This window comes from Pseudomonas sp., from assembly GCF_035512415.1.
In the GTDB taxonomy this organism is placed as follows: Bacteria; Pseudomonadota; Gammaproteobacteria; order Pseudomonadales; family Pseudomonadaceae; genus Aquipseudomonas.
Genome location: NZ_DATKDZ010000020.1, coordinates 12,910 through 38,538, shown reverse-complemented (window position 1 = coordinate 38,538; position 25,629 = coordinate 12,910). Strand labels below are relative to the sequence as shown.

The 25,629-nt window shown below is 62.6% G+C and carries 21 protein-coding genes and 1 CRISPR repeat array (1 of these 22 only partly in view); of the genes, 15 read left to right on the top strand and 6 right to left on the bottom strand.

Annotated elements, in window-relative coordinates; all coding sequences use genetic code 11:
* Positions 1–32: 32 nt before the first annotated feature.
* The gene (locus tag VMP31_RS10165) at positions 33–6,449 is read left to right on the top strand and encodes a YDG domain-containing protein (RefSeq protein ID WP_325506682.1); all 6,417 of its coding nucleotides are present in this window, start codon (positions 33–35) and stop codon (positions 6,447–6,449) included.
* 338 nt (positions 6,450–6,787) lie between these two features.
* Here the strand turns inward: VMP31_RS10165 and VMP31_RS10160 are convergent, their stop codons facing one another.
* From VMP31_RS10160 to trpB, 3 genes are all read right to left on the bottom strand, one after another.
* Positions 6,788–7,420: a TetR/AcrR family transcriptional regulator gene (locus tag VMP31_RS10160; RefSeq protein ID WP_325506680.1), complete on the bottom strand. Its 633-nt coding sequence runs from the start codon at positions 7,418–7,420 to the stop codon at positions 6,788–6,790.
* Between the two features lie 229 nt (positions 7,421–7,649).
* Positions 7,650–8,459, bottom strand: coding sequence for a tryptophan synthase subunit alpha (trpA, locus tag VMP31_RS10155; protein ID WP_325506678.1), 810 nt, complete (start codon positions 8,457–8,459; stop codon positions 7,650–7,652).
* Positions 8,459–9,673 carry a tryptophan synthase subunit beta gene (gene trpB, locus VMP31_RS10150; protein WP_325506677.1) on the bottom strand — a complete coding sequence of 405 codons (1,215 nt, stop codon included), beginning with the start codon at positions 9,671–9,673 and terminating at the stop codon, positions 8,459–8,461. Before trpB ends, trpA begins: the two co-directional genes overlap by 1 nt.
* Positions 9,674–9,808: 135 nt before the next feature.
* Between trpB and VMP31_RS10145 the strand changes: the two genes are divergently transcribed.
* From VMP31_RS10145 to VMP31_RS10130, 4 genes are all read left to right on the top strand, one after another.
* Positions 9,809–10,696: a LysR family transcriptional regulator gene (locus VMP31_RS10145; RefSeq protein ID WP_325506676.1), complete on the top strand. Its 888-nt coding sequence runs from the start codon at positions 9,809–9,811 to the stop codon at positions 10,694–10,696.
* Positions 10,697–10,806: 110 nt separating this feature from the next.
* A complete protein-coding gene (locus tag VMP31_RS10140; protein WP_325506675.1) occupies positions 10,807–11,022 on the top strand; it encodes a dodecin in 216 nt (71 codons plus the stop codon).
* A 266-nt stretch (positions 11,023–11,288) separates the two neighbouring features.
* Entirely contained in the window at positions 11,289–12,290 is a 1,002-nt protein-coding gene (locus tag VMP31_RS10135) for an LLM class flavin-dependent oxidoreductase (RefSeq protein ID WP_325506674.1), read from the top strand.
* A gap of 68 nt (positions 12,291–12,358) precedes the next feature.
* Positions 12,359–12,784, top strand: a complete 426-nt coding sequence (locus VMP31_RS10130; RefSeq protein ID WP_325506673.1) for an OsmC family protein — start codon at positions 12,359–12,361, stop codon at positions 12,782–12,784.
* 54 nt (positions 12,785–12,838) lie between these two features.
* Here VMP31_RS10130 and VMP31_RS10125 read toward each other — a convergent pair whose 3' ends face one another.
* The gene (locus tag VMP31_RS10125; RefSeq protein WP_325506672.1) at positions 12,839–13,252 is read right to left on the bottom strand and encodes a hypothetical protein; all 414 of its coding nucleotides are present in this window, start codon (positions 13,250–13,252) and stop codon (positions 12,839–12,841) included.
* Positions 13,253–13,336: 84 nt separating this feature from the next.
* Here VMP31_RS10125 and VMP31_RS10120 point away from each other — a divergent pair, with 84 nt between their 5' ends.
* Both VMP31_RS10120 and VMP31_RS10115 read left to right on the top strand, forming a co-directional pair.
* The gene (locus tag VMP31_RS10120) at positions 13,337–14,479 is read left to right on the top strand and encodes an aminopeptidase (protein ID WP_325506671.1); all 1,143 of its coding nucleotides are present in this window, start codon (positions 13,337–13,339) and stop codon (positions 14,477–14,479) included.
* Positions 14,476–14,706, top strand: coding sequence for a DUF1161 domain-containing protein (locus VMP31_RS10115; protein WP_325506663.1), 231 nt, complete (start codon positions 14,476–14,478; stop codon positions 14,704–14,706). Before VMP31_RS10120 ends, VMP31_RS10115 begins: the two co-directional genes overlap by 4 nt.
* Positions 14,707–14,771: 65 nt before the next feature.
* Here VMP31_RS10115 and VMP31_RS10110 read toward each other — a convergent pair whose 3' ends face one another.
* Positions 14,772–15,419, bottom strand: a complete 648-nt coding sequence (locus tag VMP31_RS10110; protein WP_325506661.1) for an HAD family hydrolase — start codon at positions 15,417–15,419, stop codon at positions 14,772–14,774.
* 128 nt (positions 15,420–15,547) lie between these two features.
* On the opposite strand from VMP31_RS10110, the gene cas1f reads away from it, so the two are divergent.
* The 4 genes from cas1f to VMP31_RS10090 all read left to right on the top strand — a co-directional run bounded on the left by cas1f (position 15,548) and on the right by VMP31_RS10090 (position 20,454).
* The gene (cas1f, locus tag VMP31_RS10105) at positions 15,548–16,513 is read left to right on the top strand and encodes a type I-F CRISPR-associated endonuclease Cas1f (protein ID WP_325506659.1); all 966 of its coding nucleotides are present in this window, start codon (positions 15,548–15,550) and stop codon (positions 16,511–16,513) included.
* On the top strand, positions 16,510–19,860 hold the full coding sequence (gene cas3f / locus VMP31_RS10100) for a type I-F CRISPR-associated helicase Cas3f (RefSeq protein ID WP_325506657.1): 3,351 nt from the start codon (positions 16,510–16,512) through the stop codon (positions 19,858–19,860). The genes cas1f and cas3f overlap by 4 nt, the downstream gene beginning before the upstream one ends.
* A 100-nt stretch (positions 19,861–19,960) precedes the next feature.
* A complete protein-coding gene (locus VMP31_RS10095; RefSeq protein WP_325506655.1) occupies positions 19,961–20,167 on the top strand; it encodes an addiction module protein in 207 nt (68 codons plus the stop codon).
* A complete protein-coding gene (locus VMP31_RS10090; protein ID WP_325506653.1) occupies positions 20,167–20,454 on the top strand; it encodes a type II toxin-antitoxin system RelE/ParE family toxin in 288 nt (95 codons plus the stop codon). Before VMP31_RS10095 ends, VMP31_RS10090 begins: the two co-directional genes overlap by 1 nt.
* Before the next feature lie 106 nt (positions 20,455–20,560).
* On the opposite strand, the gene VMP31_RS10085 is transcribed toward VMP31_RS10090, so the two are convergent.
* On the bottom strand, positions 20,561–20,872 hold the full coding sequence (locus VMP31_RS10085) for a helix-turn-helix transcriptional regulator (protein WP_325506651.1): 312 nt from the start codon (positions 20,870–20,872) through the stop codon (positions 20,561–20,563).
* Between the two features lie 276 nt (positions 20,873–21,148).
* Here VMP31_RS10085 and csy1 point away from each other — a divergent pair, with 276 nt between their 5' ends.
* The 4 genes from csy1 to cas6f are packed head-to-tail and all read left to right on the top strand — an operon-like array spanning position 21,149 to position 25,104.
* On the top strand, positions 21,149–22,513 hold the full coding sequence (csy1, locus tag VMP31_RS10080; protein WP_325506649.1) for a type I-F CRISPR-associated protein Csy1: 1,365 nt from the start codon (positions 21,149–21,151) through the stop codon (positions 22,511–22,513).
* The gene (gene csy2, locus VMP31_RS10075) at positions 22,506–23,510 is read left to right on the top strand and encodes a type I-F CRISPR-associated protein Csy2 (RefSeq protein ID WP_325506647.1); all 1,005 of its coding nucleotides are present in this window, start codon (positions 22,506–22,508) and stop codon (positions 23,508–23,510) included. The genes csy1 and csy2 overlap by 8 nt, the downstream gene beginning before the upstream one ends.
* Before the next feature lie 5 nt (positions 23,511–23,515).
* Positions 23,516–24,538 (top strand): type I-F CRISPR-associated protein Csy3, encoded by a 1,023-nt coding sequence (gene csy3, locus VMP31_RS10070; RefSeq protein WP_325506645.1) that lies wholly within the window; start codon positions 23,516–23,518, stop codon positions 24,536–24,538.
* A gap of 2 nt (positions 24,539–24,540) precedes the next feature.
* Positions 24,541–25,104 (top strand): type I-F CRISPR-associated endoribonuclease Cas6/Csy4, encoded by a 564-nt coding sequence (cas6f, locus tag VMP31_RS10065; protein ID WP_325506643.1) that lies wholly within the window; start codon positions 24,541–24,543, stop codon positions 25,102–25,104.
* Positions 25,105–25,232: 128 nt separating this feature from the next.
* A CRISPR array of direct repeats spans positions 25,233–25,629; the repeat unit is 28 nt; unit sequence CTTCACTGCCGCGTAGGCAGCTCAGAAA; it runs 1,792 nt beyond the window's last position.

Genomic DNA, 25,629 nt, shown 5'->3' with positions numbered 1-25,629 from the left:
TTGCGGTCATCTACGAATTTTAGGAGCACCCCATGAAGCGCGCTTCGTTGAACCACCTTTACCGTCTCGTTTGGAGCGATGCCGATCAGGCGTTCGTTGCCGTAGCAGAACATTCCTCCTCGCGGGGCAAGCGCGCGGGTGTAGTCGGTTTCCTCGCCGCTCTTGGCCTGATCGGTAGCGGGGTGGCTCAGGCGGCCGATCTACCCACTGGCGGAGCCATCGTCGGTGGCAGTGGCGCTATCTCGCAGAACGGCAGCCATATGGTCATCGACCAGCACACAGGCAAGCTCGTCACCAACTGGAACAGCTTCGATGTTGGGGCTGATGCCAGCGTCACCTTCCACCAGCCGGGTGCCGAGAGCATTGCGCTCAACCGCGTCATCGGTGGCGGCAGCGCCAGCCAGATTCTGGGCAAGCTCGACGCCAATGGCCAGGTGTGGCTGCTCAACCCCAACGGGGTGGTGATCGGCAAAGGTGCCCAGGTCAATGTTGGCGGTCTGGTGGCGTCCTCCCTGCAGATCAGCGACCAGGACTTTCTCGCGGGTAAGACCACGCTGAGTGGCGGTGCCGGCGCTGGTGCGGTGTTCAACCAGGGCACGGTCAATGCGGCGGCGGGTGGCGTGGTCGCACTGATCGGCCCACAGGTCGGCAACAGCGGAACAATCCGTACCCCAGGCGGCAGCACAGTGCTGGCCGCAGGCGATAAAGTCAGTCTCGATTTCCAAGGCGACGGCCTGGTGAGCGTCAACATCGAGCGCGGTGTACTCGATGCGCTGGTTCAGAACGATGGTCATATCAGCGCCGACGGCGGCATGGTTGCGTTGAGCGCACGCTCCGCCGACGCCGCATTGAACAGCGTGATCAACAATACCGGCCTTATCGAGGCCAAAGGCCTGGTGGCGCGCGGTGGCCGTATCCTGCTTGACGGTGATAGCGAGGGCGGTCTGACCCAGGTCGCCGGCACGCTTGATGCCTCCTCCAAGCATGGCCAAGGCGGTGACATCGTGGTGACGGGTGAGCGTATCGCCCTTGCCGATGCAACGCTCGAGGCCAGCGGGACGAGCGGTGGCGGCACGATCAAGGTCGGTGGCGGCTGGCAAGGCCAGGATGCCAGCGTGACCAACGCCTCGCAGGTGACGGCCGAGCGCAACGTCAAGGTGAGCGCGGATGCGACCGTAGACGGTGACGGCGGTACTGTCGTGTTCTGGGCTGACGGGGATAACCGCTTTGCTGGCGATATTTCCGTCCGCGGCGGTGCCCAGGGCGGCAACGGTGGCAAGGCCGAAGTGTCCGGCAAGCAGACGCTGCAGTACGCCGGCACGACTGATGCCCGTGCAGCCAAAGGGCGGACGGGGGATCTGTTGCTCGATCCGACCAATATCACTGTTTCCGGTGGCAGCGGCGTGAGTGGGGACTGGTCCGCCGGCAGCGGCAACGTGACGGTGTACGAGCAGACGCTTGAGGCACAGATGGCGAACGTGCTGATGCAGGCGACCAATAACATTAACTTCGCGGATTTGAACCTTAATGGTGGTGACGGCGTACTCACCATGCAGGAGAACGTTAGCTTCCGCGCAGAGGTGCTCGGTGGCAGCAACGCAACCATTACCTTCGCCAACCCAAATAATACGCTTGCAGTTTCCGGCACGGGCAGTATCTACATGCAGGCTGGTGGCGGTGGCACCGGCTCTATCATTAACGTGTTCAATCTGTCCGCGTCGGGAGCGGGTGTGAACCCCGCAGTGGCCGATTTACCCGATCACACTGTCACCTCGATCGGTAGCGGTACACCTGGCGCGGGTAGCATCACCTTGCTCGGGGCCGACGGCTTGAGTATTGCCGGCTCGCTGACTACCGCAGGCGGTTACGTCAGGCTGTCGAGCGACTCTGATACCGGTGGCCGTGGCGCACTGACCCTCAATACGCCGATCAACACCAACGGTGGCAACCTCTACTTGTCGTTCGGCGTCGCCTCATTCCCTGAGAGCATCGCTACGCTAAATAGTGATATCACGCTCGGCACAGGTCGGCTGTTTTTCGGCGATGCAATGGGCAGCAAAGGGTTAGGGGGCTCCACCGGAGAGAAGCGTTTAGCTGGCTTGCTCAGCCTGAGCGGCGACGTCAACTTCAGTACGCCACTGACCATGCTTGGCGGGGCCTCGGTCTATACCGATGGGGCTATCAACTTCACCAGCACGGTTAACCTGGACACCGGCAACGACCTGCTGACGCTGCGGGCCAACAACGTCGACTTCACCCAGGCGACCCTGCAAAACCTGACGACTGCCAGCATCCGCCTGGAACCCTTTGATGCGACCACAGACATCCAGTTGAACAGCAGCAGCGGCAATGCCGGTGGCGGTATCTTTCTGGACGCGAACGCGCCAGCTACCGACATCAGCAAGCTGGTGGGAATCAGGAACCTCACCATCGGCCGCGCTGATGGTACCGGCACCACCTCGGTTGAAGCGTCCGGCTTCGGCTTTAGTGCCAACAACAACCTGACCCTGCTCAACGGCGACATCCAGGTTGATGGAGCGCTGAGCAACACTCATGCGGACGGGCACATCATTGCTCAAGCGGGCACTGGGGATGTGGTAATCGGCAGCGCCGGCACAGTCACCGCCCAAGGCACTGGCGATGCCGTCGTACTGGTAGCCGCGGGCAATTTCATCAACCAGGCTGGTGCCAGCGCACTGGTTGCCAACAACGGCCGTTGGCTGACCTATTCCAGCAGCCCGCTGGATGATACCCGCGGAGGGCTGGCTGCCGCCTTCAAGCAGTACGCTGCGCAATTCGGCGACACGGTGTTGGGTACCGGCAATGGCCATCTCTACAGTTTTGCGCCCACGGTCAATGTCGAGCTGCAGGGGGAGGTGCGCAAGACCTATGATGCAAACGCCATCGCGAGTGTGACGGACGCCAACTTTGCCATGAGTGGTGCAATCGATGGCGATACCATCGACGTGCTTTCGTTCGGCGACGCCTATTACGCGGACAAGAACGCGGGTGTGGGCAAGCTGGTAACCGTGGACGACGTCGAAGTGTCCGAAGCGACCAATGGGGCTGTCAAGGTATACGGCTATCAGGTCGATGCCTCTAGCGTCAGCGGTAATATTGGCCAGATCGACCGCAAGGTCTTGACCGCCACCGCCGATGCGGCCAGCAAAACCTACGACGGCACCACCACGGCCAGCCTGAGCAACCTTGCGCTGGTCGGCATTGTTGGCGGTGATGAAGGCAAGGTGGCCACCAGTGGCACTACCGGCAGCTTTATCGACAAGAACGCCGGCCAGAACAAAGCGGTAAGCGGCTCGGGCGTTGGCCTGACCGGTGACGAAGCGAACAACTACGCGTTCGACACCGCTGCGCAGATCGGCACTGCCGATATCGACCGCAAGCAGCTGACCGCCACCGCTGATGTAGCCAACAAAACCTACGACGGCACCACGACGGCCAGCCTGAGCAACCTCTTGCTGACCGGCATCGTCGATGGTGATCAAGGCAAGGTAAGCACCAGTGGTACCACCGGTGCCTTTATCGACAAGAACGCCGGCCAGAACAAAGCGGTAAGCGGTTCGGGCGTGGGCTTGACCGGTGACGAGGCGAACAACTACGCGTTCGATACCGCTGCACAGATTGGCACTGCCGATATCGACCGCAAGGTATTGACCGCCACTGCCGACGTAGCCGACAAAACCTACGACGGCACCACGACGGCCAGCCTGAGCAACCTCTTGCTGACCGGCATCGTCGATGGTGATGAAGGCAAGGTAAGCACCAGCGGTACCACCGGTGCCTTTATCGACAAGAACGCCGGCCAGAACAAAGCGGTAAGCGCTTCGGGCGTTGCCTTGACCGGTGACGAAGCGAATAACTACGCGTTCGATACCACTGCACAGATTGGCACTGCCGATATCGACCGCAAGCAGCTGACCGCCACCGCCGACGTAGCCAACAAAACCTACGACGGCACCACGACGGCCAGCCTGAGCAACCTCTTGCTGACCGGCATCGTCGATGGTGATGAAGGCAAGGTGACCACCAGCGGTACTACCGGTGCCTTTATCGACAAGAACGCAGGCCAGGACAAAGCGGTAAGTGCTTCGGGCGTTGCCTTGACCGGTGCCGAGGCGAACAACTATGCGTTCGATACCACTGCGCAGATCGGCACTGCCGATATCGACCGCAAGGTATTGACCGCCACCGCCGACGTAGCCGACAAAACCTACGACGGCACCACCACCGCCAGTCTGAGCAACCTCTTGCTGATCGGCATCGTCAATGGTGATCAAGGCAAGGTAGCCACCAGTGGTACTACCGGTGCCTTTATCGACAAGAATGCCGGCCAGGACAAAGCGGTAAGCGGCTCGGGCGTTGGCTTGACCGGTGACGAGGCGAACAACTACGCGTTCAACACCACTGCGCAGATCGGCACCGCCGATATCAGCCGCAAGCAGTTGACCGCCACCGCTGATGTAGCCAACAAAACCTACGACGGCACCACGACGGCCAGCCTGAGCAACCTCTTGCTGACCGGCATCGTCGACGGCGATCAAGGCAAGGTAAGCACCAGTGGTACTACCGGTGCCTTTATCGACAAGAACGCCGGCCAGAACAAATCGGTAAGCGCTTCGGGCGTTGCCTTGACCGGTGCCGAGGCGAACAACTACGCGTTCGACACCACTGCGCAGATCGGCACCGCCGATATCAGTCGCAAGCAGCTGACCGCCACCGCTGATGTAGCCAACAAAACCTATGACGGCACCACAACCGCTGATCTGAGCAACCTCTTGCTGGTCGGCATCGTCAATGGCGATCAAGGCAAGGTAACCACCAGTGGTAACACGGGTGCCTTTATCAACAAGAACGCCGGCCAGGACAAATCGGTAAGCGGCTCGGGCGTTAGCCTGACCGGTGCCGAGGCGAACAACTACGCGTTCGACACCACTGCGCAGATCGGCACTGCCGATATCGGCCGCAAGGTATTGACCGCCACCGCCGACGTAGCCAATAAAACCTACGACGGCACCACCACGGCCAGCCTGAGCAACCTGGCGCTGATCGGCATCGTGGGCGTTGATGCAGGCAAGGTAACCACCAGTGGTAACACGGGTGCCTTTATCAACAAGAACGCCGGCCAGGACAAATCGGTAAGCGGTTCGGGCGTTGGCCTGACCGGTGCCGAGGCAAGCAACTACGCGTTCGACACCACTGCGCAGATCGGCACTGCCGATATCGACCGCAAGGTATTGACCGCCACCGCCGACGTAGCCGACAAAACCTACGACGGCACCACGACGGCCAGCCTGAGCAACCTCTTGCTGACCGGCATCGTCGATGGTGATGAAGGCAAGGTAAGCACCAGTGGTACCACCGGTGCCTTTATCAACAAGAACGCCGGACAAGACAAATCGGTAAGCGGCTCGGGCGTTAGCTTGACCGGTGCCGAGGCGAACAACTACGCGTTTGACACCACCGCGCAGATCGGCATTGCCGATATCAACCGTAAGCTACTAAACGCGACGGTAGATATCGCTGATAAGATTTACGACGGTAGAAGTACTGCGACCATTCGAGATATTGCTCTTGATGGTGTGATCGCTGGCGACGCGGTCGGTGCTACGGGTGAAGCGCTCTTTGACACACCCGCTGCGGGTCAGGGAAAGACTGTGAGTGTGATTGACCTGCTGTTGCAGGGCGACGATGCGGCCAACTATCAATTGGCTGATCAACCGCTACTGGGCAGGGCAAACATTCAGCAGCCTTTTGACACGCCGGTCGGGCTGATCAACGCTGCGCAGGGGGCTAATGGCACCGAAGTCGCCTTCGAACGCCTGGATAATGAGGTGGTTGTAGAGGGGCTATTCACTGCGCAGCCGATCCCTTCTACAGCTTTGTTCAGCGATACGCCGAATCTGGCTAACGTCCCTGCCAACTTTGTCGGCGTAAATGATTTAGTCCTGCAGGACGCTGTACTCAGCGGCCATGGCAGGATGAGTCTGGCCCTGGCGGATGGTGTTTCCGAGCCTGCGGTGCGAAAAAGCCTGGCGCTTTATCGCACCCGTGCTGGCGAACCGCTTAGTGGAGAAGGGCAGTATTCCGCGACCGACTTGGGCAATAGCATTACGCTAGAACTGGCCAATGCGGGTAACCGGCAGGCACCTACGCTGCAGCGCTCTGGCACCAACTCGGTCGAGGGTTCAGTCGCGCTGGCCAATGGGAATCGTCTGAATTTCCAGGTGACCTTACTGAACGACGGCGTGCTGCTGGTGCAGGTGCCTCTTATGGCAAGCGACATCGCCAGTGACGAGTTAGCGGCATACGGGCTGGCCGTAGCCAAGAAGCTGCTGGGCACCAGCGTTCGTAGCATCGAAGCGGTGGTCATTGAGCATGCGTTGAGACAAGCAGGGGTTGCTAGCAAGTACATGGAGGTGGTCAGCCGCTGAGGTAACGCCCCCGGTATTGCTTACCGGGGGCGTTTTTCTGATTCATTGGGTCTCGGCTAAGCGGCCATCGCTTAGCCTCCCATAGGTAATAGTCGACCTGCTACCCAAGGGCCGCTTGCGCCCATCTTTGCTACTCCCCTTCCTTTCCCCTCTCGCAAACTCGGGCTGCATCTGCGGCAGTTTTCCGTGTTCTCTATCCGCACACCAACCACTGCTGTGGTGTCTTTAGCATGCTGCCAGGTAACGATTCTGGCGCTCGGAGCGCACCTGCTTGACCCTGCCGTAAGGATGAAGAGGGCCTGCCGTGGGAATAGATCCGCTCGCGACCAGGGCCGCTGCTACAGCGCTCTTTTCGGCAGATGTGGCGGCAGGTAGAGGCTCAGATAGGCATCGAACACGCGCATGCCTTCCTCGGCCATGCGTGGGGTGATCACCCCGTGCAGCTGCACCGAACGGGCATACACGCGGTCGCCCAGCTCCATGGCCAGGGCGAACACATCCACATCCTCCGGCAGTTGCGGCAGGGGGAAGTGGCGGTCGAACAACGACTGCATCAGCCGCCCCAGCTCGATGTCGTGCTGACGATCAGCCTGGGTCACTTCCGCCAGGCCGTGCTGGGCCAGAATCAGCTGGCGCGCCGCCGCATCGGCGGCGTAGATCGCCAGCATGCGCTGTTCCACTAACCGTGACAGATCACGCCAATCGTGCAGCTGATCATGCTCGATGGGCTCCTGCAGGCAGGCGCGAAAGGCCCCGTGAATATCCGCCGTCAGCGCTTCCAGCAAGGCCGGTACGCTGGCGAAGAAGTGATACACCGACGACGGTGGAATCCCCGCGCGCTCGGCCACGCTGTAGATCGACAGGCTGGCCACGCCCTGCTCAGCCAACAACTCACGGGCAGCGGCCAGGATTCCAGCGATGCGGCTCTGGCTACTGGCGCGGGGTTTGCGGGCGATAGGTGGGCGTGACATGGCGAGACTCGGAGCAGGGAACCAAGGGTGGTTGACGTTTCGCCGCCCACCCTACACCGAACCAGTAGCCCGGATGAAATCCGGGAACGGTTTTACTGACAATAAATGTTCCCGGATTGCATCCGGGCTACCAGAGCTATGTAGGGTGGACATGGCAGAGCCTTGTCCGCCGCTTGCAAGGTGGACAAGCCTACGGCATGTCCACCCTACCCCGGCGAGTTAAGGCTGATTAAGCACGCGCGCCGCGTACACCTTCGGCCAGCTGACTGCACAGGCTAAGCACGCCATCCACCGCCTGGTCGCTGCTGGTGGCGTTGGCGATCTGGTCGATCAGCGCCGAGCCCACCACTACACCATCGGCCAATCGCGCGATGGTCGCGGCATGCTCCGGAGTGCGGATGCCGAAGCCGATGCACAGCGGCAAATCGGTGTGCCGACGCAGGCGAGCAACAGCCTGCTCGACGTGGTCCAGCGTCGCCGAACCGGCACCGGTAACGCCCGCTACCGAGACGTAGTAAACGAAGCCGGAGCTGCCGTTAAGTACCTTCGGCAGGCGCTTGTCGTCGGTGGTCGGCGTGGTCAGGCGGATAAAGTCCAGACCCGCGACCTGAGCCGGATCGCAAAGGTCGACGTTATGTTCTGGCGGCAGGTCGACCACGATCAGGCCGTCGACGCCCGAGGCCACCGCTTCTGCAATAAAACGCTCGACGCCGTACTTGTGGATCGGGTTGAAGTAGCCCATCAGCACCAGCGGCGTAGCCTGTTCGCCTTCACGGAATTCGCGGACCATCTGCAGAGTCATGGCCAGGTTCTGACCGCCTTCCAGGGCGCGGATATTCGCCAGCTGGATCGCCGGGCCATCGGCCATCGGGTCGGTAAAGGGCATGCCCAGCTCAATCACATCGGCACCGGCAGCCGGCAGGCCTTTGAGGATCGCCAGGGAGGCGTCGTAGTTCGGGTCGCCGGCGGTGACGAAGGTCACCAGGGCGGCGCGGTTCTGTTCTTTCAGCTCGGCAAAGCGGGCTTGCAGGCGGCTCATCAGTGTTTCTCCTGCGAAGTGTTTTCCATATGGTGCATAACGGTCTGCATATCCTTGTCGCCACGGCCGGACAGGTTGATCACCATCAGGTGCTCCTTGGGCAGGTTCGGCGCGCGCTTGAAGGCTTCGGCCAGGGCGTGGGCGCTTTCCAGGGCTGGGATAATGCCCTCCTGGCGACAGCAGGTGTGGAACGCGGCCAGGGCTTCTTCGTCGGTTACCGAGGTGTATTCAACCCGGCCGACGTCGTGCAACCAGGCGTGTTCAGGGCCGATGCCGGGGTAATCCAGGCCGGCGGAAATCGAGTGGGCGTCGATGATCTGGCCGTCGTCGTTCTGCAGCAGAAAGGTGCGGTTGCCGTGCAGCACGCCGGGTACGCCGCCGTTGAGGCTGGCGGCGTGCTTGCCGGTTTCGATGCCGTAGCCGGCTGCTTCAACGCCGACGATCTGCACATCCTTGTCGTCAAGGAAGGGGTGGAACAGGCCGATGGCATTGGAGCCGCCACCGATGCAGGCCACCAGGCTGTCGGGCAGACGGCCTTCCTGGGCGAGGATCTGCTCGCGGGTTTCCTTGCCGATCACCGCCTGGAAGTCGCGCACCATTGCCGGGTACGGGTGCGGGCCGGCCACGGTGCCGATCATATAGAAGGTATTGTCGACGTTGGTCACCCAGTCGCGCAGCGCTTCGTTCATCGCATCTTTCAGGGTGCCAGTGCCGGCGACCACCGGAATCACGGTGGCACCCAGCAGCTTCATGCGAAATACGTTGGCCTGCTGGCGATCGATGTCGGTGGTGCCCATAAAGATCACGCATTCCATACCGAAACGCGCTGCGACGGTGGCCGTAGCCACACCGTGCATGCCCGCGCCAGTCTCGGCGATGATGCGCTTCTTGCCCATGCGCCGCGCCAGCAGAGCCTGGCCGATGCAGTTGTTGATCTTGTGCGCGCCGGTGTGATTGAGCTCTTCGCGCTTGAAGTAGATCTTCGCGCCGCCGCACATCTCGGTCAGGCGTTCGGCGAAGTACAGCGGGCTCGGGCGACCGACGAAATCACGCTGAAAGTAGGCCAGTTCTTTCTGGAACTCGGGATCGAGCTTGGCCTTTTCATATTCGGCGGCCAGGTCGTGGATCAGCGGCATCAAGGTTTCGGCGACATATTGGCCACCGAACGAGCCGAACAGGCCGTTGGCGTCTGGGCCAGTGCGCAAGGAAGTCATGGCGTTCTCCTCAGAAAATTCGGGCGCGCTTCACGGGTAGGATTCCCCGCTTCTACGGCAATGGGCACAGGATAAAGCTGTGGCGCGCGCGGCAAAAGCGATAAGATCGCCGCAACTAGTCAGGAAAACTCACAGATGAGCCAGGATCTTCCGCCGCTTAATGCTCTGCGCGCCTTCGAAGCGGCCGCCCGTTTGAACAGCATCAGCCAGGCCGCGAATGAACTGTATGTGACCCATGGTGCGGTCAGTCGGCAGGTTCGCGCCCTGGAGGAACACCTGGGTGTGGCGCTGTTCAGCAAAGAAGGTCGCGGCCTTAAACTCACAGATTCGGGTGTGCGCCTGCGCGACGTCAGCAGCGAGCTGTTTGCCCGCCTGCGCAGCACCTGCGCGGAGCTGCAGCAGGGCCAAGCCGATGCGCCGTTTGTCCTGGCCTGTCCGGGTAGCCTGCTGGCGCGCTGGTTTATTCCGCGCCTGGACCGGCTCAATCGTGAATTGCCGGAACTGCGCCTGCAGCTGTCCGCCAGCGAAGGCGAGCTGGACCCGCGTCGCCCCGGTGTGGATGCCACCCTATGGTTCGCCGAGCCACCCTGGCCGGCGGATATGCAGGTTTATCAGCTGGCCGTCGAGCGCATCGGCCCGGTGCTTAGCCCGCGCTATGCACGCTTCGCCGAATTGCACCGGGCTCCTGCCGCGGCGCTGCTGGGCGAGCCGCTGCTGCACACCAGCTCCCGTCCACAGGCCTGGCCCAGCTGGGCCGCCAGCAACGCCCTGGATGCCTCTGCGCTAAAACTCGGTCAGGGTTTCGAACATCTCTACTACCTGCTGGAAGCCGCCGCCGCCGGCCTGGGCGTGGCTATCGCACCGCAGCAACTGGTGGCGGACGATCTGGCCGCTGGTCGCCTGGTCGCGCCCTGGGGCTTTGTCGAAACCTCGGCACGCCTGGCGCTTTGGGTGCCAATGCGCAGCCGCGATAACCGTGCCGAACGCCTGGCGCAGTGGCTGCGCAAGGAACTGGAGCGTTAGCGGCCATCATCGGCAACCGGGCAGGCCAAGTGCGACTAATCTGAACTTTAGCGTTCGCGGGTGGGCCTCAACTACATGACCCACCTGTTCAGCCACCTGGGAGAGCTGCAATGTCCGATCATCACACCTACAAGAAAATCGAAATCGTCGGTTCCTCGAAAGTCAGCATTGAAGATGCCATCGAGAATGCCCTGGCCGAATGTGCCAAGTCGGTACGCCACCTCGAGTGGTTCGAGGTGGTGGAAACCCGCGGCCATATAGTCGACGGCAAGGTTGGCCACTACCAGGTCACCCTGAAGGTCGGTTTTCGCCTGAGCAGCAGCTGAGGGCCTGGGCGGCAATACACCGTCAGTTGCAGAGCCTACGACCTCGTAGGTTGGATAACACAAATCCCGTAGAGCCTTGACGCAATCCGGGTTTGCGACCCCGGATTGCGCTGTGCTTATCCAGGCTACGAGGCCGGATGAACTCCGGCGATCACCCCCGCCTCAGCCCACTGCCCCTTGGAATCCGCAGAACAAGCCCCACTATCTAACTCAGGTATTGGCGCATTGCTGCGCCCACGCAAACGGATAACCCACAGGTAAGCCCGATGAGCACACTCGCCCAAACTAAATTCTCCACCCTCGACCTGGCACCGATCCGCGATGACGGCAACGCTGCCCAGGCCCTGCACAACTCCCTGGCCTTGGCGCAGCATGTCGAGCGCCTGGGTTTCGAGCGCTTCTGGGTGGCCGAGCACCACAATATGGACGGCATTGCCAGCTCGGCCACCGCCGTGCTGCTCGGTTATCTGGCCGCTGGCACTTCCACGATTCGCCTGGGCTCCGGCGGGGTGATGCTGCCTAACCATGCGCCGCTGGTGATCGCCGAGCAGTTCGGCACTCTCGCCACGCTCTACCCCGGCCGCATCGAACTGGGCCTGGGTCGCGCGCCGGGGGCCGACCAGTTCACCGCCCAGGCCCTGCGCCGCGACCGTATTGGCAACGCCGATGACTTCCCGGTGGATGTCGAGGAGCTGCAGCGCTACCTCGGCCCGCGCACGCCGGATCAGCGGGTGATCGCCGTGCCCGGCACCGACACCAATGTGCCGATCTGGCTGCTCGGTTCCAGTCTGTTCAGCGCCCAGCTGGCCGGCGAGAAAGGCCTGCCCTATGCCTTCGCCTCGCACTTCGCGCCGCGCTATATGCATGAGGCGATTCGCGTCTACCGCAATCACTTCAAGCCCTCGGCCGTACTCGACAAGCCCTATGTGATGCTCGGCGTGCCGCTGATCGCCGCCGACACTGATGAGCAGGCCGAATACCTGGCCACCTCGGCCTACCAGCGCATCCTCGCCCTGATCCGCGGTCAGAGCCTGGTGCAGAAGCCGCCCGTAACGAGCATGCAGGGCCTGTGGCTGCCCCATGAGAAGGAGGCGGTGGGCAGCTTCCTCGGCATGGCGATGATCGGCGGCCCGGAGAAAATCCGCTCGCGCCTGGAGGTGCTGCTGGAGCAGACCGGTGCGGACGAGCTGATCTTTACTTGCGATCTTTACGACTTCGCCGACCGCTTGCACGCCTTTGAAATCCTTGCTCAGGTGCGCGCCGGCTAAATCACTGCGAACTTGTCGCGCCTATGGCTCTCTGAACTCTGTAGTCCTTAAAGCAATGGAGAGCTCAGATGAAAAAGACAGCATCGGCCCACTGGCAAGGTGGCATCAAAGATGGCAAAGGCACTATCTCTACCCAGAGCGGTGCCTTGTCGAACAGCCCTTACGGCTTCAATACGCGCTTCGAGGATCAGCCCGGCACCAATCCGGAAGAGCTGATCGGCGCGGCCCACGCCGGTTGTTTTTCCATGGCCCTGTCCAAGGAGCTGGGTGACGCCGGAATGACCGCCGAAAGTATCGAGACCACGGCCGAGGTCACCCTCGACAAGTTTGACGACGGGTTCGCCATCACCGCCGTGCACCTGACCCTACGGGCAAAGATTGCGGGTGCCGACCGAGCGGCCTTCGAGCAGGCGGTTGACGCGGCCAAGAACGGCTGCCCGGTATCCAAACTGTTGAATGCCGAAATCACCCTGGAAGCCGTGCTCGACGCTTGATCCGAGCGTATCCGTAAAGGTTCCCGCAGGCAGTCGCGCAACCGCCGCTGTCTGCTAGAACATCCCGCAACGCAGCACCTTGGCTCGCGCCAGCACATTGCGCTGCTCGTCGTAGAGCCAGGCCTGGGCACTCATCGCCAGCGTCCGGGCTTCGATCCGGTAGCGCTGGCCGGCGGCAAAGTTGTCGTAGCGCACGCGCAACTCACAGGTGCGCTCTATCGGCTCGGCCATCAGGTTGCCGCCGCTCTGCACTTCGAAGCGAAAACGCGCAATCAGCTCATGGCTGCCCGGACTTACCTGAAAGTAACGACCGTCGTTGAGGCGTTTGCCGTCGAGTTCTTCGGCCATCAACAGATCGCTGGCGGGGGTGTATAGATCAACCCAGGCCATCCCGGGGTTGCGTGCAGGCAACGGCGAGGCGCAAGCGCCGAGAAGCAACAGGCTGACAAGCAGGGCCAGGTAACGCATGGGAGCCTCCGGGATGTTGGCGTGATGCAATCAGCTTACGCCTGTTAGTGCAGGCAGTAGCAGCAATGCGCTAATTTGGCGGGCATGATCACTCGCCTTGCTCACCCCCTTATCGACTTCGCCTGCCGCCCTTGGGTTCCACTGGCTGCGGCGCTGCTGCTTGGCGGCTGCAGCACCCTGGATTACTACGGCCAGCTGGCGCGGGGGCACCTGCAACTGCTGCAGGCCCGCGAACCCATCGTCGAACTGCTCGCCGACCCGGCCACCGATACCGAGCTCAAGCACCGCCTGGCCATGGCCCTGCAGGCGCGCCGTTTTGCCAGCACCGCGCTGCACCTGCCGGACAACCGCAGCTATCGTCTGTACGCCGATATCCAGAGACCTTTTGTGGTGTGGAATGTGTTCGCCACCACCGAGTTTTCTCTGGACCCGCAGCTGCACTGCTTCCCGATTGCCGGCTGCGTGGCCTATCGCGGCTTCTATAGCCAGGGCCGGGCCCGTGGCGCTGCGGCGTTGCTCAAACAGCGCGACTTCGATACTTACCTGGGCGGCGTGGAGGCCTATTCCACCCTGGGCTGGTTCGACGACCCGATCCTCAACACCATGCTGCGCTGGAGCGACGAGCGCCTGGTGGCGGTGATCTTCCACGAGCTGGCGCACCAGCAGCTGTATGTCGCCAACGACACCGCCTTTAACGAATCCTTTGCCACCTTTGTCGAGCGTCAGGGCCTGCGCCAATGGCGTGCGGCCCGCGGCCTGGCCCCGGCGGACCCCCATGGCGAACGCCAGCGTGAACAGTTCACCGCTCTGGTGCTGGCCAGCCGCGAACGCCTGGTGCAGCTCTATGCCAGCGGGCAGGCGGAGAAACAGATGCGTGCCGGCAAACAGGCCGAATTCGCCCGCCTGCGCGCCGAATACCATGACCTGCGCGAGAGGGAATGGGACGGTGTCGGCCGTTACGATGGCTGGATGGCCGCGCCGCTGAACAATGCCAAACTGCTGCCGTTCGGCCTCTATGATCGTTGGGTGCCGGCTTTTGCCGACCTGTTCGCGCAGGCCGAAGGCGACTGGCCGCGCTTCTACCAGCGGGTCGCGGCCCTCGGTAAACTGCCCGAAAACGAGCGCCAGCAGACCCTGCAAACCTTGTCTGACGGGGCGAGAACTTGCCCGGCCGCGCAGCGGTCAAAGCCTCAGAACTGCCATTCCGGCAAAGGAGCGATGCAATGAACAAATGGACCCTGGCCATACTGCTTGCTGTGCTCAGCAGCACCGCCCTGGCGGCAGCCAAACCCTGCGAAGAGCTGAAGCAGGAAATCGAGGTGAAGATCCAGGCCGCCGGCGTTGCCAGCTACACCCTGGAGATCGTGCCCAACGACGAAGCCCAAGACCCCAATATGGTGGTCGGCAGCTGCGAAGGCGGCACCAAGAAGATCATCTATCAGCGCAACGACTAAGCCCGCACCTACGCCCTATGTAGGAGCGGTCTTGACCGCGAAGGTCGTTCAGTCACCGTCCCGGCCTAGCCCATAAAAGCCCGATGCAACTCGGCCAGGGTCGAAAAATGGTAGCGCGGAGCCTCGGCCTGCAGCTCCTCGACACTGCCGAAACCATAACCCACCGCCGCCGCATCCAGGCCATTGTGCCGCGCGCCGATCAGATCGTGCTTGCGGTCGCCGATCATCAATGCGCTGTCCGCCGCGAAGCCTTCCTGCTCGAGCAGATAAGCGATCAGCTCGACCTTATCAGTGCGCGTGCCGTCCAGCTCGCTGCCGTAGATAACCTTGAAGTGCCGACCGAAATCGAAATGCCGGGCAATCTCGGTGGCAAACACCGCCGGTTTGCTGGTGGCGATATACAGAGTGCGATTCTGCGTGAGCAGCAACTCCAGCAGCTCGCCAACCCCATCGAACAACCGATTCTCATACAGCCCGACTTCGCGAAAGCGCTCGCGATAGTGATGCACCGCCTGCCAGGCCGTGGCCTCGTCGAAGTCATAGGTATGCATAAAACACTGCAACAGCGGCGGCCCGATAAAGTGCTCCAGCGCCTGCAAATCCGGCTCATCGATACCGAGCTGCGCCAGCGCATGCTGCACCGAACGGGTGATGCCCTCACGCGGGTCGGTCAGGGTGCCGTCAAGGTCGAAGAGGATGTTTTGGTAATGCATGGGCAGCCGTTCCGGGTTGGTTTCAGGAGCATAACTCTGCTGGAATCTTCAGGTCAGCGCGCTGGCTCGATTGGCAATAGGCCGCCAAGACGCGTTTACTATGCTCAAAGCCCCCAGGAGTAAGCGTCATGGACGATATCAGCGCCAGCGACCTCAAGACCATCCTGCATTCCAAGCGCGCCAATATCTATTACCTGCAGCACTGCCGGGTGCTGGTCAATGGCGGGCGGGTCGAGTACGTGACCGATGCCGGCAAGCAGTCGCTGTACTGGAATATCCCCATCGCCAACACCACCACGATACTGCTCGGCACCGGTACCTCGGTGACCCAGGCGGCGATGCGTGAATTGGCCAAAGCCGGTGTGCTGGTTGGCTTCTGCGGCGGTGGCGGCACGCCGCTGTTTTCCGCCAACGAGGTGGATATCGAGGTCGCCTGGTTTTCGCCGCAAAGCGAATACCGGCCCACCGAATACCTGCAACATTGGGTGCGCTTCTGGTTTGACGACAGCCTGCGCCTGGCGGCGGCCAAAGCCTTTCAATGCGCACGTCTGCAGCGCATCCGCCAAAGCTGGCAGAGCCGTGCCCTGCGCGATGCCGGTTTCAGCATCGATGCCGCTGACCTTGCGCGCGCCCTCGATGCCTCGCTGATCGCCATCGAAGCGGCAGCGGACAACACCTTTCTGCTGACCGAAGAAGCGCGCCTAAGCAAGCGCCTGTTCGCCCTGGCCGCGCGGGCGGTCAGTTACGGCGACTTCACCCGCGCCAAGGGTGGCAGTGGCAGCGATCCGGCCAACCGCTTTCTCGACCACGGCAATTACCTGGCCTACGGCTTGGGTGCTACCGCCACCTGGGTGTTGGGCATTCCCCATGGTTTGGCGGTGCTGCACGGCAAGACCCGGCGTGGTGGCCTGGTATTCGATGTCGCCGACCTGATCAAAGACGCCACCATCCTGCCGCAGGCCTTTATCAGCGCCGTGCGCGGCGACGAAGAGCAGGAGTTCCGTCAGGCCTGCATTGAGAGCCTGACCCGCAGCGAAGCCCTGGATTTTATGATCGATACGCTCAAGGCCGTGGCCGAGAGCACTGGCCGATGAATATCCTGCTGATCAGCCAGTGTGACAAACGCGCCCTGGTGGAAAGCCGGCGCATTCTCGACCAGTTCGCCGAACGCCGCGGCGAGCGCACCTGGCAAACGCCGATCACTCAGGCCGGCCTGGATACCCTGCGCAAGCTGCTGAAGAAAACCGCCCGGCGCAACAGCGCCGTGGCCTGCCACTGGATTCGCGGGCGTGACCATAGCGAGCTGCTGTGGATAGTCGGCGACGCCAGCCGCTTCAATGTCCAGGGCGCGGTGCCGACCAACAGCACCCAGCGCGATGTGCTGCGCAAGAGTGACGAGAACGACTGGCACAGCGCCGAGGACATTCGCCTGCTCAGCACCCTGGCGGCGCTGTTGCACGACCTGGGCAAGGCCAGCCTGGCGTTCCAGAACCGGCTCAAACCCGGCGCACCCATGTCGCGTAACCTGTATCGCCACGAGTGGACGTCGCTGCGTCTGTTCCAGGCCTTCGTTGGCAATGATGACGACCCAACCTGGTTGGCGCGCTTGGCCAACCCGAGCGACAGCGATCACGCCAGCTGGCTAAACCGCCTGCAACGCGACGGCCTCGACCCCGGCTGCGACAAACCCTTCGCCCATCTACCGCCTCTGGCCGCGGCGCTGGCCTGGTTGGTGCTCACCCATCACCGCCTACCCCTGATGCCCGGCGAAGATGGCAGCCTGGGCGGCAAAATCCGCAGCTTCCAGCTCGGCATGCTCAAGAGCGTACCGGGCGACATAGACGCCACCTGGAACGAGCACTGCAGCACCCACGACAAAGCGCTGATCGAGCCCTACTGGCAATTCCCCCATGGCCTGCCAGTGACCACCGAGCGCTGGCGCAAACGCGCGAGTAAGCAGGCCGAGCGACTGCTTGCCCTGCTGCCCCGTCGCGGCCAGTGCGACTGGTTACGCAGCCCCTACCTGATGCACCTGTCACGCCTGAGCCTGATGCTCGCCGACCACTATTACTCCAGCCTCACCGGCGCGGGCCGGCTGCAGGGCGAAACCGACTATCCGCTGTGGGCCAATACCGAGCGCAAGAGCGGCAAGCCCAACCAGGGTCTCGATGAACACCTGCTCGGCGTTGAGGCTAACGCCGCGCTGATCTGCCACCGCCTGGCGGATTTCGAGCGCAGCCTGCCACGCCTGGCGCGGCATAAGGGCCTGAAGAAACGCAGCCGCGATGAGCGCTTCCGCTGGCAGGACAAGGCCTTCGACCTGGCCGCCGGTATGCGCGAGCAGGCCGCAAGACACGGTGCTTTTATCGTCAATATGGCCTCCACTGGCTGCGGCAAGACCCTGGCCAACGCGCGCATCATGTACGCCCTGAACGACCCCGAGCGCGGTATGCGCTGCGCCTTTGCCCTGGGCTTGCGCAGCCTGACCCTGCAGACCGGGCGGGCTTTTCGCGAGCGCCTGCGCCTAGGCGAGGACGACCTGGCGATACGGGTCGGCGGCGCGGCCAGCCGCGAGCTGTTCGAACACCATCAGCAGGAAGCCGAGCGCAGCGGCTCGGCGTCGAGCCAGGCGCTGTTCGACGACGATGCCCATGTGCGTTTCGACGGCAATGAAGACGCCCACCCGCTGCTCAACAAGGTAATCCACGAACCCCAGGTGCGCGCCTTGCTGGTCGCTCCGCTGCTGGTCTGCACCATCGACCACCTGACCCCAGCCACCGAGAGCCAGCGCGGCGGCCGGCAGATCGCGCCCATGCTGCGCCTGATGAGCAGCGACCTGGTGCTCGACGAGCCGGACGATTTCGACATCGCCGACCTGCCGGCACTGGCGCGTCTGGTGCACTGGGCCGGGCTGCTTGGCAGTCGCGTCTTGCTGTCCTCGGCCACCTTGCCGCCAGCGCTGCTCCAGGGCCTGTTCGAGGCCTATCGCGCGGGGCGAATCGAATACCAGCGGCACCGTGGCGAGCGTCCTGGCGAGCTGCCGGATATCGCCTGCGCCTGGGTCGACGAACAGCGGCAAACGCGGCTGGACTGTAGCGATAGCGCGGCGTTCAGTGCGGCCCATCACGACTTCGCCCAGCGTCGCCACGCCTGGCTCGGCGAACAGGCGGCGCGCCGCCACTGTCAATTGTTGCCGCTGCGTTTTGCCAGCCCGCGCCCGGAGGAGATTCGCCAAGCCTTCGCCGAGCAGGTGCTCGCCGCCGCCCAGCACCTGCATGGCCAACACGCCACGCTAGACCCGCACAGCGGCAAGCGGGTCAGTTTTGGCCTGGTGCGCATGGCCAATATCGAGCCGCTGTTCGACGTGGCCCTGGCGCTGTTTCGCCTGGGTGCGGCCGAGGGCATGCGGATTCACCTGTGCGTCTACCACTCGCAGTTTCCCTTGCTACTGCGCTCGGCCATCGAGAGCCGGCTGGATGCCAGCCTCAAGCGCGAGCAGCCGGAAGCCGTGTTTGCGCTGCCGGATATTCGCCAGCACCTGACCGACTTCGACGAGCCGGAGCAGCTGTTTATCGTGCTTGGCTCGCCGGTCACCGAAGTCGGCCGCGACCATGACTATGACTGGGCAGTGGTCGAGCCCTCGTCCATGCGCTCGCTGATCCAGCTCGCCGGGCGGGTTCGGCGGCACCGCCCCGAGCCCTGCGCCCAGGTCAATGTGCAGGTCTTCGACAGCAACCTGCGCCACGCCGAACACCGCGACCAACCGGCGTTCTGCAAACCGGGCTTCGAGAACGAACGCCCCTGGCAGTTGAACTCGCATCGGCTGGATGCGCTGCTGGAAGCCGGGCAATACCAGCGCATCGACGCCCGCCCGCGCATCCTCGAACGGCCGGCACCGCTTAACCACAACGGCAATCTGGTCGACCTGGAACACGCACGCCTGCAGGACTGGATGTTGCACAAAGCCGAGCCAGACCCGGCCACGCTGTCAGAGCGCGAGCGGCGGCGACAAAGCAGCCAGAATCGCGAACTCAACGCCCATGACGGCTGGCACCAACCGCAGTTGCACCTCACTGCCATCGCCCAGCAACAACAGCCGTTCCGCCTGGACACCCTGCCGCGTGTCGATCTGGTGTTGCTGCCAACTGAAGACGGCGAGGATTTCCAGCTAAACCGCATCGACCCCGGCCAGCGCCGCTACGAGCAGGTCTATGTGCCGGTGGAAAACAGCCAGCACCAGCGCATCGCCGACAGCGAGCTGGCCGGCCCACGCATCAGCCCCTGGGGCACAACCGACTACCTCACCGCGCTGGATGAACTGGCCCAGGAACTGGACATGCCCCTGGAGGCCTGCGCCAAACGCTTCGGCACCGTCAGCCTGCCGGCCAATGACCGCGGCTGGCGCTTTCACCCGGTGCTGGGGTTTGCCAAGCGTAAATAGCCAAGCAATGTCTCGGTGTTTCCAACCCTGCTGGCTGGTTGCCTTTCGGCAATTGCGGGCTCAAGCTAACTGCCTATCAAACCTTGTTGGGAGGTGTCGCATGAGCACCGAGAAAATCGTCGAACAAGCCCTCAAGCTGCCGGCTACGCAGCGCTTTGAAATTGCACAGCAGTTGCTGCATAGCCTGGACAAGCCCGACCCTGAAATTGAACGCATCTGGGGCGAGGAAGCCGCTCGCCGGCTGCAGGCTTACCACCGGGGTGAGCTGGAAACAGTTGCTCTCGACGAGGCCCTGGTGCGCTCTTGATGCAAGTTCGCTTCGCCCGCATTGCCCGCGGCGAACTGATGGCGGCGTGCACCTGGCTAGACGAACAACAGCCCGGCCTGGGTGACCGACTTATTGCTGAAGTGCGTCAGACCAGCGAACGCATACAGCGCATGCCCCTGATGTACCCCGTCGATCACGACGACATCCGCAAAGCGACATTGCCACGCTTCCCCTACACCCTGCGTTATACGGTGCTTGCAGAGGTGATCCTGATACTCGCCGTTTCTCACCACCATCGGCAGCCGGATTACTGGCTTGATCGCTAGCAGAACGACACCCTGCGGGTTCAAAACCTCGCGGCTAAAGCCCCTCCCACGAGCCCGCGAACCATCGCCCAAGCGGTATCCGTTCAAGCACGTAACCGGCCATCCCTTACAGGTCTTGCCAGGGGTCTTCCACCGTTTCCTTCATCACTGTGCCGAACGGATAGCTGCCTGTGGCTGCGCCCGGGGCATCGGCCGCCAGCAACTGTTCAACCTGACGCATCAGCTCTTTGGGGATCAGCATTAGAGTCGCATCCAGCCCCTCGGCGATCTTGTCCAGGGTGCCCAGGCTGGGGTTGCCGTCTTTTTCGATCTTGCCGTACTGCTGGCGATTCAACCCCACCCGCAACGGCATATCCGTGCCCTTCAGGCCAAGCTGCAGGCGTCGGTGTTTGATCTGGGTCAGCACTGTGTTGCGCATGGGCTATCTCACTCGCTCTATCCAGAGTGCAGCATATAAGGCTCTATTGGATAAAAAGAGCCTTATATACTGCAAATAAACCTACTCGAAGCTTATGTGCTTCATTAGTAAATGAAGCTTATACGCTTCATCTGTATTTATTTGAAGTACAAATGCTGCTTCTCAGAATGAATGCAGCATAAAAGATTCAGTCGGTCTGGGTCAGGCTGTCACTCAAACCTAGTGGCAAAACAATGCTACTTTTCGTGTTGCCTCCCAGCACAAGGACCCGCTGCCATGAACGACCCTTCCCCCCGCCGCCAAAGCGAAATCCGCAGCCTGATCGAAAGCTTTATCGCCGAACGCCTAGCCACCAAGCTCGACGGCCTGGCCGACGATGACCCCAAGCGCGCCACACTGCTTGCCCAATACGCCCCGGTCACCTGGCTGGAAGATGCCGCCCGCCGCGCTGGGCAGATTCAGGCGGTGACGCATACGCTCAAGGCCATCCATCCCGACGCCAAGGGCACCAACCTCTATTGCCTACCTGCCGAATTGCGCGCCCATCAGCTGGTGGGCAGCCATTGCCTGGGCGACGACTTTGCCGGCGATGTGGTGGGTAATGCCGCGGCGCTGGATGTCTACAAGTTGCTCAAGCTGGAGCACGATGGCCAGTCGTTATTGACGCTGTTGCTGGCTGAGGATGGCGATACCCTGGCGGCCTTGAGTCAGGACGCCGAGCAGGCACAAACCCTGGCTGGGGCCTTTACCGGCATCACCCGGCCGCGCGGCGAGCTGGCTTCGCACACCCGCGGGAAACAGCTCTACTGGCTGGTGGGTGAGGACCCGCGCAATGACGCGCACTTCCATCTGCTCGCGCCGCTGTATGCCAGCTCGCTGGCGCACCGGGTTTACCAGGGCATCCAGGCGGATCGTTTCGGCGAGCCGGCCAAGGAAGCGCGGCAGGCGCGGCGCGACAAGCAGTTTCATCCGGGGGTGATCCGCGAGTACCCGCAGCTTGCGGTGCAGAAGCTCGGCGGCACCAAGCCGCAGAATATTTCTCAGCTCAACAGCGAGCGGCGCGGGGAAAACTATTTGCTCGCCTCTCTGCCGCCGAGCTGGCAGCAGCGCGATGTGCGTCTGCCGATCCGCACCCTGGATGGCTCGATCTTCCCTGCATTTGGTCAGCGCCCAGCCGTAGCCGAACTGGTGCGGACGCTGCGCGACTTCTTGCTCAGCGGCCCGCCGCCGAACGTGCATACCCGCAACAGCCGCGATGAACTGCTGACCGAGTTGATCGACGAGTTGCTGCTCTACGCCGCCGAACTCTGGGCCTTCGAGCCGGGTTGGTCGGCCAAGCCTGAGTGCAACCTCAATCGCGCCGAGCAACTGTGGCTGGACTTTCGCCGCGCCGGCCAGGATCAAGCCTTCGCCAGCGAGTGGCGGCGCATGGCCTGGGTCGAGGAAATTCGCGAACGCTTCGCCAACTGGCTAAACGCCCGCCTGGTCAGCAAGCTTTCGGTCGGCGATGTGGAGAACAGCTACTGGGCCAAACACCTCGGCAGCGATGCTCTGTGGCTCGACCTCAACTGGCTGAACAAGGCCTGGCTGGAACAGTTCGAGCGCGAGCAGCGTGACCTGGGAGATGACGACCATGAGTAAACTCGCGCAATCCAACGGCCTGCTGATCCTGCCGCATGTGCGGGTGCAGAACGCCAACGCCATTTCCAGCCCGCTGACCTGGGGCTTCCCCGCCATTAGCGCCTTTGTCGGCCTGATGCAGGCCATCGAGCGCAAGCTGGCCGGCCGCTACCCGCTGCAGTTCGACAGCGTCGGGGTGATCTGCCACAGCCATGAGGCGCAAGTTACCGACGGCTATCAACGCGCCTTCCACCTGACCCGCAACCCGGTGAATGAGCGCGGCGAAACTGCCGCCATTGTCGAAGAAGGGCGCATCCATCTGGAGCTAACCCTGGTCTTCGCCGTCTGTGGTTACGCCGAAGGCGAGCAGCCCGACCCGGTACAGGGCGACTGGCAGCAGCGCCAGCAGATCGCCCGCGATGTCGCCGAGTTGCTGGGCGGTATGCGTATCGCGGGAGGTAGCGTGTTCCTCGACCCGCAGCGCAAGCCCGCGCTGGAGCGCCTGTCGCAAAATGGCCAGGAGCGCAGCGAGCAATTCCGCCGCTTGCGCCGCCGCTGGTTGCCGGGTTTCGCCCTGGTTAGCCGTGACGACTTGCTCGCCGCGCACTTGCAAACCCTGCGTGCCGAGGATACCAACGCCGATTTGCTCGACGCCTGGCTCGACCTCTCCCGGCTGAATATCCGCGCAGAAGAAACCCGCCCGGCCAGCGAAACCCAGGCAGCCAAAGTCGAGTGGCGCGCCCAGCGCGTGCTGCCCAACGGCTGGCTGGTGCCGATCCCGGTGGGCTATGGCGCGCTGGCACCCGTGCAGGCCGCCGGCAGCGTCGCCAATGCCCGGGACGCTGACACCCCCGTGCGCTTCGTCGAGAGTCTGTATTCCATCGGCCAATGGCTTAGCCCGCACCGCTTGCGCGATGTGGACGATCTGCTCTGGTGCGCCAGCGCCGAGCCCGAGGCCGGCCTATACCGCTGCCACAACCACTACGCCCGTAGCCTTTTTGCTGATGACAAGGAGTGACCATCATGACCACCACCACACCCCTGAAGACCGCATCCGTACTGGCCTTCGAACGCAAGCTCGACCCGTCCGACGCGCTGTTTCATGCCGGTGACTGGCAGGCGCGGGACAACTGGAAACCGCTCGCGGTGCGGGAAAAGTCCGTGCGCGGCACCATCTCCAACCGCCTGAAAGCCAAGGATCAGGATCCGGCCAAACTCGACGCCGCCATCGAGAACCCCAACCTGCAGACCGTCGACGTCGCCGCCCTGCCGCACGACGCCGATACCCTGCGCGTCAGCTTCACCCTGCGCGTACTCGGCGGTGCCGGCACGCCCTCGGCCTGCAACGATGCTGACTACCGGCAGAAGCTGCTGGACACCGTGCAAGGCTATGTCGGCGCTCACGGCTTCGGCGAACTGGCGCGGCGCTACGCGCATAACCTGGCCAATGGGCGCTTTCTCTGGCGCAACCGCATCGGTGCCGAACAGGTCGAAGTGCAGATCGCCCATCTGGTCGACGGCAAGCCCGCCAAGCACTGGACCTTCGATGCCCTGGGCCTGTCCCTGCGCCACTTCGACGCTAGCGGCACCGCAGAGGCTGCCCTGGCCGAGCTGGCCAGCCTGATAGCCGACGGCCTGGGCGGCGAGCGCCATGTGCTGCTCGGCGTCACCGCTTACGTGCGTATCGGCGCTGGCCAGGAAGTGTTTCCGTCCCAGGAACTGATCCTCGGCCGGGAGCGCGGCGACAAGAGCAAGACCCTCTATCAGGTCAACCACATCGCCGGCATCCACTCGCAAAAACTCGGCAACGCCCTGCGCACCGTCGATACCTGGTATCCCGATGCCGGCGAACTCGGCCCCATCGCCGTGGAACCCTACGGCTCGGTCACCACCGAAGGCCGCGCCTACCGCCAGCCCAAAGCCAAGGCGGATTTCTACAACCTGCTGGATAACTGGCTGCTCAAGGACAAGGTGCCGAGCGAAGGCGACCAGCACTTCGTCATGGCCACCCTGATTCGCGGCGGCGTATTCGGTGAGGCGGGCTAGCCATGAACCACTACATTGACCTGAAACTGCTGCCCGACCCGGAGTTCCCGGCAACGCAGTTGATGAACGCGCTGTTTGCCAAACTGCACCGCGGCCTGGTCGAACTGGGCTGCGACGATATCGGCGTCAGCTTTCCCGATAGCCCGCGCGCCGACCATGGCTTTGGCCAGCGCCTGCGTTTGCACGGCAGCGCAACGGGGTTGGACCGGCTGCTGGCGCGCAACTGGTTAAGTGGCATGCGCGACCATGTGCAACTGAGCGAGTTGACCGCGGTGCCGGCTGATGCCAAACACCGCGGCCTGCGCCGCGTGCAAGTCGACAGCAACCCCGAGCGCCTGCGCCGCCGCGCCATCAAACGCCACGGCCTGACCGAGGAACAAGCCCGCCAGCGTATCCCCGACCACGCCGGCAAAACCACGGACTTGCCCTTTATCGACCTGCACAGTCAGAGCAGCGGCCAACGCTTCCGCCTGTTTATCGCCCAAGGCCCGATCCAGGACAACGCCCAAACCGGCACCTTCAACGCCTACGGCCTAAGCCGCGAAGCGACCGTACCCTGGTTTTGACCCTTTTTTCGCGGGCCAAACCAAGCTCTTTAAAAACAAGGAGTTAGCGAACAGTAGAAAAACAGGGTAAATAGCTGGAAAAGGCCGCAACGCTTTGCAGGGCAAGGCGCTGCGGCTTTATTGCTCTACTTCACTGCCGCGTAGGCAGCTCAGAAAAGCTCGCTGCCGGCTGCGGCCATGGCCTCGGTCTTCACTGCCGCGTAGGCAGCTCAGAAATGACCGCCAACGCCCCAGGCCATCCGCTAGTGCTTCACTGCCGCGTAGGCAGCTCAGAAAGTATATGTTCCCTGATGAGTCTAGAACGGGGGCTTCACTGCCGCGTAGGCAGCTCAGAAAAGCGCCTGCAGGCCGAGTTTCTGGCCCGATTCCTTCACTGCCGCGTAGGCAGCTCAGAAATCAAATCCAAACGGCGACCGCTGGCAGCGGTACTTCACTGCCGCGTAGGCAGCTCAGAAATTTGCACCCTTACCCTAGGCTTACAGCTGCAGCTTCACTGCCGCGTAGGCAGCTCAGAAAGGAATGACC